12 protein-coding genes are annotated in these 14,188 nt (G+C 55.7%); 10 read left to right on the top strand and 2 right to left on the bottom strand.

Annotation, left to right across the window (positions count from 1 at the left end):
- The 10 genes from B2T33_RS07275 to ftsY form a co-directional block, all read left to right on the top strand.
- Positions 1 to 3,868 (top strand): beta strand repeat-containing protein (locus tag B2T33_RS07275; protein ID WP_286791607.1); only part of this gene is annotated, 3,868 nt, incomplete at its 5' end.
- A gap of 159 nt (positions 3,869 to 4,027) precedes the next feature.
- Entirely contained in the window at positions 4,028 to 4,162 is a 135-nt protein-coding gene (gene rpmH / locus B2T33_RS07270) for a 50S ribosomal protein L34 (protein ID WP_007091264.1), read from the top strand.
- Positions 4,163 to 4,166: 4 nt separating this feature from the next.
- Positions 4,167 to 4,628: a ribonuclease P protein component gene (gene rnpA, locus B2T33_RS07265; protein ID WP_063087288.1), complete on the top strand. Its 462-nt coding sequence runs from the start codon at positions 4,167 to 4,169 to the stop codon at positions 4,626 to 4,628.
- Positions 4,625 to 4,933 (top strand): membrane protein insertion efficiency factor YidD, encoded by a 309-nt coding sequence (yidD, locus tag B2T33_RS07260; RefSeq protein ID WP_349678232.1) that lies wholly within the window; start codon positions 4,625 to 4,627, stop codon positions 4,931 to 4,933. The genes rnpA and yidD overlap by 4 nt, the downstream gene beginning before the upstream one ends.
- A 45-nt stretch (positions 4,934 to 4,978) precedes the next feature.
- The gene (gene yidC / locus B2T33_RS07255; RefSeq protein WP_286791606.1) at positions 4,979 to 6,685 is read left to right on the top strand and encodes a membrane protein insertase YidC; all 1,707 of its coding nucleotides are present in this window, start codon (positions 4,979 to 4,981) and stop codon (positions 6,683 to 6,685) included.
- 71 nt (positions 6,686 to 6,756) lie between these two features.
- Positions 6,757 to 7,419, top strand: a complete 663-nt coding sequence (gene yihA / locus B2T33_RS07250; RefSeq protein WP_008891491.1) for a ribosome biogenesis GTP-binding protein YihA/YsxC — start codon at positions 6,757 to 6,759, stop codon at positions 7,417 to 7,419.
- A 39-nt stretch (positions 7,420 to 7,458) separates the two neighbouring features.
- Positions 7,459 to 8,388: an acetylglutamate kinase gene (gene argB / locus B2T33_RS07245; protein WP_008891492.1), complete on the top strand. Its 930-nt coding sequence runs from the start codon at positions 7,459 to 7,461 to the stop codon at positions 8,386 to 8,388.
- Positions 8,389 to 8,538: 150 nt separating this feature from the next.
- A complete protein-coding gene (locus B2T33_RS07240) occupies positions 8,539 to 9,561 on the top strand; it encodes a GGDEF domain-containing protein (RefSeq protein ID WP_286791605.1) in 1,023 nt (340 codons plus the stop codon).
- Positions 9,562 to 9,788: 227 nt separating this feature from the next.
- The gene (mtaB, locus tag B2T33_RS07235; RefSeq protein WP_286791604.1) at positions 9,789 to 11,036 is read left to right on the top strand and encodes a tRNA (N(6)-L-threonylcarbamoyladenosine(37)-C(2))-methylthiotransferase MtaB; all 1,248 of its coding nucleotides are present in this window, start codon (positions 9,789 to 9,791) and stop codon (positions 11,034 to 11,036) included.
- Positions 11,033 to 11,968 (top strand): signal recognition particle-docking protein FtsY, encoded by a 936-nt coding sequence (ftsY, locus tag B2T33_RS07230; protein WP_064782180.1) that lies wholly within the window; start codon positions 11,033 to 11,035, stop codon positions 11,966 to 11,968. The genes mtaB and ftsY overlap by 4 nt, the downstream gene beginning before the upstream one ends.
- A 57-nt stretch (positions 11,969 to 12,025) precedes the next feature.
- Here the strand turns inward: ftsY and B2T33_RS07225 are convergent, their stop codons facing one another.
- On the bottom strand, positions 12,026 to 13,405 hold the full coding sequence (locus B2T33_RS07225) for a diacylglycerol/lipid kinase family protein (protein WP_286791603.1): 1,380 nt from the start codon (positions 13,403 to 13,405) through the stop codon (positions 12,026 to 12,028).
- A 79-nt stretch (positions 13,406 to 13,484) separates the two neighbouring features.
- On the bottom strand, positions 13,485 to 13,988 hold the full coding sequence (locus B2T33_RS07220; RefSeq protein ID WP_008891497.1) for a Dps family protein: 504 nt from the start codon (positions 13,986 to 13,988) through the stop codon (positions 13,485 to 13,487).
- Between the last annotated feature and the right edge of the window lie 200 nt (positions 13,989 to 14,188).

Raw genomic sequence — 14,188 nt, 5'->3', positions numbered from 1 at the left:
TGGTGACGGCACATGGACGTTGAGTTCTGATCAGCTTTCAGGTCTGACCATCACGCCGCCAGAAGACTTCAGCGGTTCGTTTGACCTTGGCGTAACGGCGACCTCGGCAGATGGATCGGATGTTGCCACGACGACTGGCAGCATCACGGTTGATGTTGCGGGCGTTGCAGATGCACCGACGCTGGGTTTGTCTGATGCTTCCGGCAACGAAGACAGCGCCATTGCGCTGGACATCGATGCTGGGCTTACCGATAGCTCAGAAACGCTCACGGTAACGATCTCAGGCGTTCCGGGCGGTGCAACCTTGTCGGCAGGTACCGATAATGGCGACGGTACTTGGACGCTGAGTTCTGATCAGCTTTCAGGTCTGACCATTACGCCCCCAGAGGACTTTAGTGGTTCGTTTGACCTTGGCGTGACGGCGACCTCTGCGGATGGCGAAGACGTCGCGACCACGACTGGTTCGATCACAGTTGACGTGAGCGGCGTTGCAGATGCACCGACGTTGGAGGTCAGGAATGCTGCTGGCAACGAAGATTCGGCGATAGCACTCAATCTTGATGCAGGTCTTACGGACAGTTCTGAAACGCTGACGGTTACGATCTCGGGCGTTCCAAACGGCGGGACCTTGTCAGCTGGTACCGACAACGGTGATGGCACATGGACGCTAAGCTCCGAGCAGCTTGCAGGTTTGACGATCGCGCCACCAGAGGACTTCAGTGGGTCGTTTGACCTTGGCGTGACGGCGACCTCTGCGGATGGCGAAGACGTTGCGACCACGACCGGTTCGATCACGGTTGATGTGACCGGCGTTGCGGATGCACCGACGTTGGACGTCAGCAATGCATCTGGTAACGAAGATTCTGCGATCGCACTCAATCTTGATGCAAGTCTTGCGGACAGTTCTGAAACGCTGACGGTGACGATCTCCGGCGTTCCGGAAGGTGCTGTGTTGTCGGTTGGTACGGATAACGGTGACGGCAGCTGGTCGTTGAGCTCTGAGCAGCTTGCAGGTTTGACGATCACGCCACCCGAGGACTTCAGCGGGTCCTTCGACCTTGGCGTGACGGCAACTTCTGCGGATGGCGAAGACGTTTCGACCACGACCGGTTCGATTACTGTTGATGTGACTGGTGTTGCCGATGCGCCGACGTTGGATGTCAGTAATACATCTGGCAGCGAAGATTCGGCGATCGCGCTCAATCTTGATGCGGGTCTGACGGACAGTTCTGAAACGCTGACGGTGACGATCTCCGGCGTTCCGGAGGGTGCTGCCTTGTCTGCCGGGACCAACAATGGCGACGGCACATGGACGTTGAACCCTGAGCAACTTGACGGTTTGACGGTGACCCCGGCTGAGGATTTCAGCGGGTCGTTCGATTTGAGTGTTACGGCGACTTCCGCCGACGGCGAGGATATTGCCAGTGCGAGTGACACGATCACGGTCGATGTTGCCGGGGTTGCCGATACGCCGACATCGGATGTGTCGGATGCGTCGGGTTCGGAAGACAGTGATATTGCGCTTGATATCGAGGCCGGGCTTTCCGATGCATCGGAAGTGCTGTCGGTGACAATTTCAGGTGTGCCTGAAGGTGCGCGCCTGTCTGCGGGTAACGATAACGGCGATGGGACCTGGAGTTTGGCAGCGGCAGACCTTGCAGGGCTGACATTGACACCGGCAGAGGATTATTCAGGCGCGTTCGATCTGGATGTCACTGTGACCTCGACCGATGGCACAGATACCTCGACGATTACCGATACCATTACAGTGGATGTTGGCGGTGTGGCGGATACGCCGAGCCTTGATGTGTCCGATATTTCTGGCAACGAAGACACGGACATCGCGCTTGCCATTGATGCAGGGCTGAGTGACAGCTCCGAAACCATGACGATTACGGTGTCTGGCGTGCCAGACGGGGCGAGCCTTTCGGCAGGTACCAACAATGGCGATGGTACCTGGACCCTGAGTGCTGGCGACCTTGAGGGGCTGACAATCACGCCGCCAGATGATTATTCCGGCGCGTTCGACCTTGCGGTCACGGTGACCTCGACCGATGGCAGCGATACCAGCAGTGTCAGTGATACGATCACGGTGAATGTCGCGGGCGTGGCAGATACCCCGACCCTTGAAGTCGAAGACGCAAGTGGCGACGAAGGAACTGCCGTTGCGCTTGATATTGATGCGGCAGTCACGGATGCCAGTGAGACCTTGACGGTTACCGTCAGTGGCGTGCCAGACGGCGCAAGTCTGTCGGCCGGTACCAACAATGGCGATGGCACCTGGACGCTGACATCGGCACAACTGTCGGGCCTGACGATTTCGGCGGCCAGCGATTATGCCGGCAAGTTTGAACTGACCGTTTCGGTCCAGTCGCGCGATGGCGACGATACCGCAACCACCACAGCCATTCTTGAAGTGACCTTTGATCCCGTTCAGGACGATGATGAAGTCATCTGGGACCCGAACGATGATGGCGTGATTGAAACCGGATCCGGGAACGACACGGTCGGCGGCAATGACGGGGATGACACCATCAGCACCAATGCCGGGAACGACACGATCTGGGCCGGCAACGGTGATGACGTGATCTATGCCGGAGATGGCGATGACAGTGTTACCGGTGATGGCGGTAACGATACGATCTATGGCGGTGGTGGCGATGATACCCTGCACGGTGGAGAGGGCCGCAACACCATCGATGGCGGTACTGGCAATGACTATATTACGGGCGGCAGCGACCGCGACACGATCAGGTCCAGTGCCGGTGACAACATTGTTTATGCCAGCGAAGGCCAAAACTATATCGAAACCGGTGCCGGGAATGACAGCCTCTATGCCGGAAGTGGTGATGACACCATTCTGGGCGGCGATGGCGACAACTATGTCAGTGCTGGCGAAGGTCGCAACGACATCACGACCGGATCGGGGGATGACAGCATCCTCGCCGGGAGTGGCAATGACACCATCAGTGCCGGGGACGGTGACAACTATATAAATGTCGGCGAAGGCAAAAACACCATCGCATCGGGGGTCGGTGATGACACCATCATGACCGGGTCGGGCGACGATGTGATTGATGCCGGCGATGGCAATAACACCATTACCGCTGGCGAAGGCCGCAATACCATCGATACCGGCAGTGGGGATGACAGCATCACCACCGGCAGCGACAAGGACACCATTTCGGCTGGTGACGGTAACGACAGCATCGATGTCGGGAGTGGCCACAACACCGTCTGGGGCGGTGGTGGCGATGACTCGATCCACGGTGCCTGGGGGGATGACACCTTTTATGGTGGCGATGGCAACGATATCCTTAATGCTGATGGCGGTGACAACGTGTTTGACGGCGGTGCCGGGGACGACAACCTCAGCGCCGGTTGGGGCAAAGACACGTTCACTGGCGGTGCTGGTAACGATACGCTTGATGGCGGCGGTGGTGACGACAGCCTTGATGGTGGTGACGGCAATGACCGCCTTCTGGGTGGTGCTGGCGATGACATGCTGCTTGGTGGGGCTGGCAACGACATCCTGCTGGGAGGTGAGGGGGATGACACCCTGATCGGCGGTATTGGCGATGACAGCCTTTATGGCGGGGGTGGATCGGATCTGTTCATCTTCAACATGGGCGATGGCAATGATCATGTTGATGGCGGTGCCAACGGATGGACCACCGACACCATTGAATTGCACGGGGCCGGTGGTGGCAATATCGACTCGAGCGACTGGACCCTTGTCCTTGATGAGGGCGAGATTACCAAAAGCAAGGGACACTCCCTTGAACTCAGCACCGATTCGTCCGGAACAATCGTGTTTTCTGACGGTTCCGAGTTGACATTCTCCAATGTCGAACGTATCGAGTGGTGACGAATTCGCATTTCGGATGCCGTCGGGACGAAATCCCGGCGGCATTGCCGGTTTTCTGGGGGTAAATGCCGTGTCACGAGTTGACAGCTCTGGTGTGAAGCCCTATACAGCGGACCTCGAATTTTATCGGATTACCTTATTTAGAACGGAGTAAGTGCAGTGAAGCGCACCTACCAGCCAAGCAAACTCGTACGGAAACGCCGCCACGGCTTCCGTTCCCGCAGCGCGACCGTCGGTGGCCGCCGTGTGCTGACCGCACGCCGCGCCAAGGGCCGCAAGCGTCTGTCGGCCTAATGTCGTGACCGTTTCGGTGGAACGCCTTAAAAAGCGGGCGGAGTTTCTCCGTGTTGCGGGCACCCGCCGGAAATGGGTTACACAGGGATTGATCCTGCAGGGCGCACCGCGGCCGGGGATCAAACCGGACACAGAATACGCCGGTGAAGACCGACTCGTACGAGTCGGGTTTACCGTCACCAAAAAGGTGGGAAAGGCCGTCGTCCGCAATCGCGTTCGGCGGCGTTTGCGTGCTGTGGCAGAGCAATTGATGAGCGAACACGCATTGCCCGGTTGGGATTATGTTGTGATCGGTCGTGCGCAGACCATTGATCGGCCTTTTGACAAGCTGATTGATGATATGCGTTTTGCCCTGCGTCGGGTTCCTGATGCCAAGCCGTCTGCGCCTGATGCGCGTCGTCCGAAAAAAGGACGCGCCAACAGCAAGTCAGCCGGTTCGACGAAGGCAGGAGGCCCGGGAAAATGACATTCATGCGTGCTCCCGGTTTTTTTGCCCGTCTTCTTCAAGTCGCAGTTCGCGGCTATCAGCTGTTTTTGTCGCCATATATCGGGTGGTCGTGCCGTTATCAGCCGACCTGTTCGGCTTTTATGCTCGAAGCATTGGCCCGTCATGGTGCATTAAAAGGCGGCTGGATGGGAATTAAACGGATAATGCGTTGCCATCCATGGGGTGGTCATGGTTATGATCCCGTGCCCGGATGTGGCTGTGAACAGAACAAAGCGTCGTCGGATGGTGAAAACCGGTCCCCGGCGCTTTCGTCATGTAAATAGAATATGCGGTCGGCAGCTGCTGGCTGAAAAAAGCGGAAAGAGGCGATGAACGAACAACGTAACCTGTGGGTAGCAATTGCATCAGCAGTTGTGATTCTTATCGGGTGGCAATTCTTCTTTGCGCCCGAGCCTGGTCCTCAGGTTCGTGAAGCGCAGGTTCGCGAACAGCTTAATGCGGACGGAACCAACGCGCCGCAGGTATCCGGTCCGGCCGTACCGGGTGGTCAACCCGCTGTTCCGGCTGTTAAGCGCGAAGACGCGCTAGCCAAATCGCCACGAATCAAGATTGATACCCCGCGCGTCGAAGGTTCGATTCGTCTTGTCGGTGGTGTGATCGACGACATTCAGCTTCAGGATTATCGCGAAACCGAAGAACCTGACAGCCCGCTGATCCACGTTCTGAACCCGACCGGCAGCAACGATGCCTATTTTGCGGAGTTCGGCTGGGTCGGTGCGAAAAGCGGTATGGCGCTGCCAAGCAGCGACACCCAGTGGACCGCTGATAAAGAATTGCTGACACCTGACAGCCCGGTCACCCTGACTTGGGACAATGGTGAAGGCCTGACCTTCAAACGTGAAATCGCGATTGACGAGAACTATCTGTTCACCGTCAACCAGTCGGTGGTCAACAATACTGGCGGCGATGTCGTTCTGTATCCGTATGGCCTGATTTCGCGCAAGAACAAGCCGCAGACTGCCGGGTTCTATATCCTGCACGAAGGTCCGCTTGGTGTGATCGACGGTACGCTTACCGAGATCGATTATGACGATCTGGCTGATGACGGTGCGATCGAACAGAAAACCACCGGTGGCTGGCTTGGCATTACCGACAAATATTGGCTGGTTGCGCTGGCACCTTCCTCGGACGAGGAAATGACCACGCGCTTTAGCCACCATGTTGCGGAAAACGCCGACAAGTATCAGACCGACTACCTTGGTGCCCCGCGCACGATTGCGGCCGGTAGTGAAGGTGCTGCCGAGACGCGCCTGTTTGCCGGTGCCAAGGAAGTGACCCTGCTTGATACCTATGCCGAGGATTACGGTATCACCAACTTCGATCTCGCGATTGACTTTGGCTGGTTCTACTTCCTGACCAAGCCGTTCTTCCTGTTCCTGCAGTATCTCTATCATCTGGTTGGCAACTTTGGCGTCTCGATCCTGATCATCACGGTCATCATCAAGGCGATCATGTTCCCGCTGGCCAACAAGTCGTACAAATCGATGAGTGCGATGAAAAAGCTGCAGCCGCAAATCACCGAGATGCGCGAGAAGTTCAAGGACGACCGTCAGCGTCAGCAGCAGGAAATGATGGCGCTTTACAAGCGTGAGAAGATCAACCCGGCTTCGGGCTGTCTGCCGATCATTGTGCAGATCCCGGTCTTCTTTGCGCTGTATAAAGTTCTGTTTGTCAGCATTGAGATGCGCCATGCGCCGTTCTTTGGCTGGATTCAGGATTTGTCGGCACCCGATCCGACCTCGCTGTTTAACCTGTTTGGTTTGATCCCGTGGGATCCGCCGCAGATGCTGATGATTGGTGTCTGGCCGTTGATCATGGGTGTTACCATGTATCTGCAGCAGAAACTGAACCCGGCGCCGGCTGATCCGACCCAGGCGAAGATCATGATGTTCCTGCCGTTCATCTTTACCTTCATGCTGGCAAGCTTCCCGGCAGGTCTGGTGATTTACTGGGCGTGGAACAACCTGCTGTCCATCGCACAGCAGCGCTACATCATGTACAAGATGGGGATTTAATCCCCATCTACCCTTCACGGGTTGACCTTCCCTTCGGGGAGCATCCCCGACAGATCGGGGAAGGAAAGACGATGACACAAGAAAACCTGCCGTCGGCAACTGCAATACCGACGCATGAAGACTCAGTGATCGAAGCCGGGCGGAAGCTTTTTAGCCGCCCGGTTAACTTCGTTCTTGGCGTCGCACAGCTCGAACAACTGCCACCGGAAGACAAGACAGAAATCTGTTTTGCCGGGCGTTCAAACGTTGGCAAGTCCAGCCTGATCAACGCGATCACCGGCCGTAAGGACATTGCGCGCACGTCAAACACGCCGGGCCGGACCCAGCAGTTGAACTATTTCGATCTTGATGGTGCGTGCTATATCGTGGACTTGCCGGGCTATGGCTTTGCCCAGGCACCCAAGGATATCGTCGATACGTGGCATGCTTTGATCAAACAGTACCTGCGCGGGCGTGTAACGCTGCGCCGTGTGTTTGTTTTGATTGATTCCAGACATGGCTTCAAGAAGGCTGATCTGGATATGATGAAGCTGCTTGATGAGGCTGCTGTGCCTTATCAGGTTGTGCTGACCAAGGCAGACAAGTTAAAAAAGGGACAGCTTGAAAAACGCATCAAGGAAGTGGTCGACGGGTTGATCAAACACCCGGCAGCCCTGCCGCAGATTTTTGCGACGTCAAGCGAGAAGAATACCGGCCTTGCCGAATTGCGGGCAGAAATATCCACCCTGCTTTGATCCCGGCAGGCACATAAAGCGACAATATGGGGAAGTGACATGAACGACCAAACCCGTTCTGAAGAAGACCAATCGGAAGCCAGCGCCTATCGCATGCTGGCACGTGCCCAGGTGCTTTCCGAGGCTCTTCCCTTTATGCGCCGCTTTAACGGGCAGAAAATAGTCGTCAAATATGGCGGCCATGCCATGGGTGATCCGGAACTGGCGCGTTTGTTTGCCCAGGACATGGTGCTGCTCAAACAGGTCGGCATGAACCCGATTGTTGTGCATGGCGGCGGACCGCAGATCGGTCAGATGCTCAAGCAACTTAATATCCAGTCGGAATTCGTTGATGGCCTGCGTGTCACCGATCAGCAGACCATCGATGTTGTCGAAATGGTTCTGGCCGGCAAGATCAACAAGGAAATCGTATCAAACATCAATGCCGCAGGCGGCGTTGGCGTTGGTCTGTGCGGCAAGGATGCCAACCTGATTACCGCGCGCAAACTGACGCGGACCAAACGCGATCCGGAAAGCAATATCGAAAAGGTCCTTGATCTTGGCTTTGTCGGAGAACCGGTGAAGGTTGATCCGCACGTTCTTGATTGCTTTATCGATACCGACATTATTCCGGTGATCTCGCCGATCGGCGTTGGTGAAGACGGTCAGACCTATAATATCAACGCCGATACGGCTGCCGGTGCGATTGCAAAGGCCGTTGGTGCCAGCCGTCTTTACATGCTGACCGACGTAAAAGGGATCCTTGATCAGAACAAGAACCTTGTACGGGACGCCGACACCGCCCACATCAATGCAATGATTGCGGATGGCACCATTCAGGGCGGAATGATTCCCAAAACCGAAACCTGCATGGATGCCGTTGAAAACGGGGTCGAAGCCGCCGTGATCGTTGATGGTCGCGCACCACATGCAGTTTTGCTGGAACTTTTCACCGAACGCGGTGCAGGCACAATGATCAGAGGTAACTAAAGGTCGATATCAAACCACCACTTTAGGGTAGTTTATTTCGACCTATATCTGGCTCCGAAGGGCAATTAGGAGTATGTTGAGGCAAATCGGTATGCATTAAGCGCATAACGCATTGTCTTTGCGAATGAAAACAAGCCCGGAGCACCCGTTGTGACCACAGCGGAAAACCAGATTTCCCGTCATTGGGATTTTGCGGATGCGACCCTTAAGGCGTTGCGCGAGCGTGGCCTGCGCCCGACACCCGAACTGTATCATGTTTGGTTTGTCTATTTTGCCGAGGAAAACCCAGAAATCCTGCGCGTCATCGATGCTGTGCAGGCGAGCGGGGAACCCTTGGCCGAGGACACGCTTCTTCAGCTGTATTACCGCTATATCTTTGACCGTCAGGCCGCAGACTTCCTGCAGCGCGGGATGGAAGATTTTTCCGAGCTTGTTGAAAACAGCGATGAATGTCTGACAACCGCGCGAAGCGGTTTTCAGGATTATGGTGCGCTGCTGACGCGGTCTCTTGAGACGCTTAAGGATCATCAACAGGTCAGCCCGGTTCTAAGCGAGATCATTGAAAAGACCGAAGAGATGCAACACACGGTCGAAGGCCTGCATCAGCGCCTTGATCAGTATCTTGGCAACGTCGAACGGTTGCAACGCGAACTCGAAGAAACCCGCCAACGATCCTATACCGATGGCCTGACGCGTGTGTCCAACCGGATGTATTTTGAAGAGCAACTCAACCTGCTTGTTGCAGAGCACGACTCGTCAAAACATCCGGAGCCATTCTGTGTGATGATTGTCGACCTTGACCAGTTCAAGGCGATCAATGACCGGTTTGGACACCGCATTGGCGACGAAATCCTTGTCCTGATTGCGTCCATGTTGAAGGCCAATATCAAGGGGCGCGATCTTGTCGCGCGCTATGGCGGCGACGAATTTGCCATTCTGCTGCCGCAGACGCCGCTGGTCGATGCCATGTCACTGGCAAATGATATGAGTAAACGCATTGCCGAACGTGAAATCAAGGCAAAGCAATCGGGTGTCTCGTTCGGTCAGATGACCATATCGATTGGTGTTGCGCAATATGTCGCCAAGGAAGGCGGCGCGAAACTGATCGACCGGGCCGACGGCGCGCTTTACCGGGCCAAAAAAGAAGGCCGTAACCGCAATTTCGCGGCCTAAGCAGCCTTTTCCAACCTTTGATATCAGTGACCGACGATGATTTGCGCGCCCGATGCATGCGTGCCATGAGGGCCGCGGACTTGCATTGAAGCGTTCAAAAGCGTATGTAACCAGCGCCCGGCAAGGATCAATGTCCTTGCCGGGCGTTCCGCACTTGCAGCATCCTTTTTGAATTGCGCTGGCGGAATAATTCCCAAAACCGAACTTTGGATCGCAGAAGTCCGAGCATGAAAGAGCCGCGCGTCGTCACATTTGGTTGTCGCCTTAACACCTATGAATCCGAGGTGATGCGCGACCATGCCAAAAATGCCGGACTTGATGATGCCATCATCATCAATACCTGTGCCGTCACGACCGAGGCAGAACGTCAGGCGCGTCAAAGCATCCGCCGTCTGCGCCGCGAAAACCCGGACGCCAAAATCTTCGTTACCGGCTGTGCTGTTCAGGTCAATCCCGACAAGTTCGCCAATATGGGCGAGATCGACCGAATCTTTGGCAATGACGCCAAGATGAAGGCCGAAACCTTCATGATGCCCGAACATGAACGCGTCGTGGTCAATGACATCATGTCGGTCGAAGAAACTGCAAGCCATCTTGTGTCGGGCTTTGAGGGCCGTGCGCGCGCCTTTGTGCAGGTCCAGAACGGCTGTGACCATCGCTGCACGTTCTGCATCATTCCTTATGGCCGCGGTAATTCACGCAGTGTGCCGATGGGGGAAATCGTTACCCAGGTCCGTGAACTGGTGGCCAATGGTTATGGCGAAGTGGTTCTGACCGGGGTCGATATCACTTCCTATGGCCATGATTTGCCGGGCAAGCCGACGCTGGGGCAGATGTCGCGCCGGTTGCTGGCTCAGGTGCCGGAACTGCCGCGCCTGCGCATTTCATCAATTGACCCGGTCGAGGTGGACGAAGACCTGTTTCGTTTGATCGAAACCGAGCCCCGCCTGATGCCGCATATGCATATCAGTTTGCAGGCAGGGGACGACATGGTGCTTAAGCGCATGAAGCGCCGCCATCTGCGTCAGGACGTTGTCGATTTCTGTAAAAAGGTCCGCGATCTGCGCCCGGATGTGACGTTCGGGGCTGATATCATTGCCGGTTTTCCGACGGAAACTGATGAGATGGCCGAAAATACCCTGCGTCTGGTTAATGAATGCGGCCTGATTTATCTGCATGTCTTCCCGTATTCCTCGCGCCCGGGAACGCCAGCGGCCAAGATGCCGCAAGTGCCCAAGGACCTGCGCAAGGAACGGGCAAGTGCGCTTCGCGAAGCAGGCGAGATACAGCTGAACAAGTTCCTGCAATCGCGCATCGGCATGACCGAGAATGTGTTGGTTGAAAAGGAAAATACCGGCCATACGGAGCATTTTGCTCCCGTTCTGCTGGATCGCGTGATAGAAGCGGGCACGATAGCAAAGGCCAAAGTCACCGGCCTTGAAGATGGAAAACTGATAGCGGAGCTTGCGGGATGAGTGAAGAGGGGAAAAAAAGCTGGTTTAGCCGCCTGAAAGACGGGCTGAAACGGTCCTCCTCAAAACTGACCACCGGCATTTCCGATATCTTTACCAAGCGCCGTCTTGATGATGACGCGCTTGAAGAATTTGAAGACCTTCTGATCACATCCGACCTTGGCGTGACGACCGCCGCGAAACTGAGCGCGGAACTGTCCAAGACCCGGTTTGACAAGGAAGTCGATTCCGCCGAAATCCAGGAATTCATCGCCGAAGAAGTTGCCAAGATCCTTGAACCGGTCGCGCAGCCGCTGGTGATTGATGCCAACAAGAAACCGCATGTGGTGCTGGTGGTTGGTGTGAACGGATCGGGCAAAACCACAACCATCGGCAAGCTTGCCAAGACATACAAGGACCAGGGCCTCAAGGTCATGATGGCAGCCGGCGACACGTTCCGTGCGGCCGCGGTTGAGCAGCTTAAAGTCTGGGGTGAACGCACTGATTGCCCAGTGATTGCGCGTGACACGGGTGCCGATGCCGCAGGCCTTGCCTTTGATGCGATCGAGCAGGCCCAGCGCGAAGGTTATGACCTGTTGCTGATTGATACCGCCGGTCGTCTGCAAAACAAGGCCCATCTGATGGACGAGCTTAAAAAGATCGTCCGCGTGATCAAAAAGCGCGATGAAACGGCACCGCATGACACGCTGCTGGTGCTCGATGCCACCACGGGCCAGAACGCGCATTCACAGGTCGAAACCTTTGGTCAGGCAACCAATGTGTCGGGTCTTATCGTCACCAAGCTTGATGGCACGGCAAAGGGCGGCGTTGTCGTCGCGCTGGCCGAAAAATTCGGCAAGCCGGTGCATGCGATTGGGGTGGGTGAGTCTGCCGAAGATCTGCGCCCGTTCGAGGCCAAATCCTTTGCCAGAAGTCTTGCCGGTCTGGAAGACTAACCAAGAGATACAACATAAAGCCAAAAAAAGACCGCCATTTGGCGGTCTTTTTGTCTCTCACAGATCCTTGGCGATACGATCCAGCGTTTTGGAAAAATCGACCATTTCCGTTGCCAGCCCGTCGAGGGCCCTTGAGACCTCAGTCGGTTGGCTGTCCAATGAGATCGCATGTATTTCCGTTGTCAGGGTGTCCGCACGTGCTTTCAGGCCATTGGCAAGGCGGGTATCGGCATTGCCCAGCAACCAGCCGATGACCTTGTCGCGGAGTTCTTCAAGGTTCTGAAGATCCGGATCGGGGGAGGCGGCATTGATCCCGAAGGGACGCACGCCCAGTTCAAGCTGGCGGGCATGGCTGCGCAAATGGCCTGCCGCGTCATGGCAAAGCGATTTGAGCGCGCTGTTCTGTGCGACAGGGTAGATCGCCTCAAGACGTACGGCGAAATCAATGGTGTCGCGCATGACGTCATTAATCTCGTTCTGCTGGGGCAAGGTTTTGGTATTTGCCTCGCCGTCATTGATGACCTCGTCGACGAAGCTGTTGGGGGCAAAGACCGGCAGAACCGCCGCACGGATGGCAAATTTGGCCGGAAGTTTGCCGATGATTTCGCCGTCCGCCAGAATGGGCGCACCGTCTTCGCCATCGACCTTGATCGTGTCGCACTGAATTGACGTCGCATAGCTGCTGTCATCGACAGAGCCAAACAACAGCTCGGCTGCGATATCAAGGCCGCTGAGCGTATCGACACTGTCGCGAATGGCAAACATGTGCAAAAGACCGTCTTCCGGGCTTTTGGTTTCGCTCGGTCGCAATCCGCCGCCAAAATATCGGCCATTGGTGATGGTGACCTGACGCAGCTTCATGGCTTGTGGTTCTTCTTCGCCGCACGTGATGGTCAGATCAAGCGGATCCATTTCATGCCAGCTTTGCCAGTTGGCAACCGCATAGCTGATGGCCCCCAAGGTGCGCTTAAGGTCGGGATTGATGCGTTTGCGTGCATCGGCCGGCACGCCAATGCTGGCCGCATTGACAAAGCTTTTGTCATTCACGCTGCCGATATCAAGCATTCTGATCTGGCCGTGGATGGATGCGCGCGCCGCATCAATCAGATCGTCGGGCAATGTCAGGGTGCGGGCAAAATCGTTTGCCGTGCCAAGCGGCACCGGGATCAGAACGACCTTTTGCGAAATCACGGTATCAAGGACCGCATTAATGGTGCCATCACCACCGCCGACCGCGACGATATCGCCCGGTGCACAGCTGGTGCTGATCTGTTCCTTGATGACGTCAGGATTATCGCACAGTGTCAGCTCGGTCTTGTAACCGGCATCTTCAAACACATTGCGCAGCGGCTGTGCGCCGTTATCACGCCACTCGTCGGGGAGTTTCGACTTCGTCAGCAGCAAGTGGACCTTGCCAGTCAGATCAGAGCTTTTCATCATGCTGTACCGTTGGTTTGGGGGCACAAAAAAGAACCGGCACCCGAAGGCGCCGGTTCATCATATCATATTGGCATGATTACGAGATCGTTGCACGTAGCATCCATGCTGCTTCTTCGTGAACACCGATCCGCTCGGTCAGCATGTCGGCGGTTTTCACATCGTCAACTTCCTCGGCGGCAGCCACCCCGTCACGGAGCAGGCGGGCCATTTTTTCGTGATCCTCGACCAGTTCCTTGACCATGTCTTCGGTCGAAAGAAGTTTGGTCTGATCCTTGATGGACGAGTTTTCCATCATCTCGCTGAGACCCGTTGGCGCCGTAAAGCCGATGGCGCGGATGCGTTCCGCCATATCGTCAATCGCGGTATTGAGGTCCTCGTAATGCTCCTCGGTCATGTTGTGGAGCGAATAGAAAGCCGGACCCACCACATTCCAGTGAACACCACGAACTTTGGCATACAGTACATGCGACGAGCCAACGATCTTGGTCAGCATTTTCGCCAGTTCGCGACGATCCTTGCGGTCCACGCCAGTCTCGACGGGAACTTCCTTCGCAACGGTCTGCATACTGCTATGTGCCATAACTAAAACTCCTTTTGTTTACAGCGTGCCCGTGAAATCGGATTGCGCATTCTTTATTGCGCTGTACCCCGTTTCGTTTTGTGGGCGCTTGCAGATGAAACGTGCATTCCGCCAGAAGGTTCCAGAAAATAAAATCAACACAATTGGAACATTCTTTCGCGCCATCCGTTGTGAATGGTAAGCAGCGTGCAAGTAATTGT

The organism is Thalassospira sp. UBA4513, assembly GCF_002388495.1.
Classification (GTDB): domain Bacteria; phylum Pseudomonadota; class Alphaproteobacteria; order Rhodospirillales; family Thalassospiraceae; genus Thalassospira; species Thalassospira tepidiphila.
Note: the sequence above shows the minus strand (reverse complement) of the source record. Positions and strands in the feature narration are given on the sequence as shown.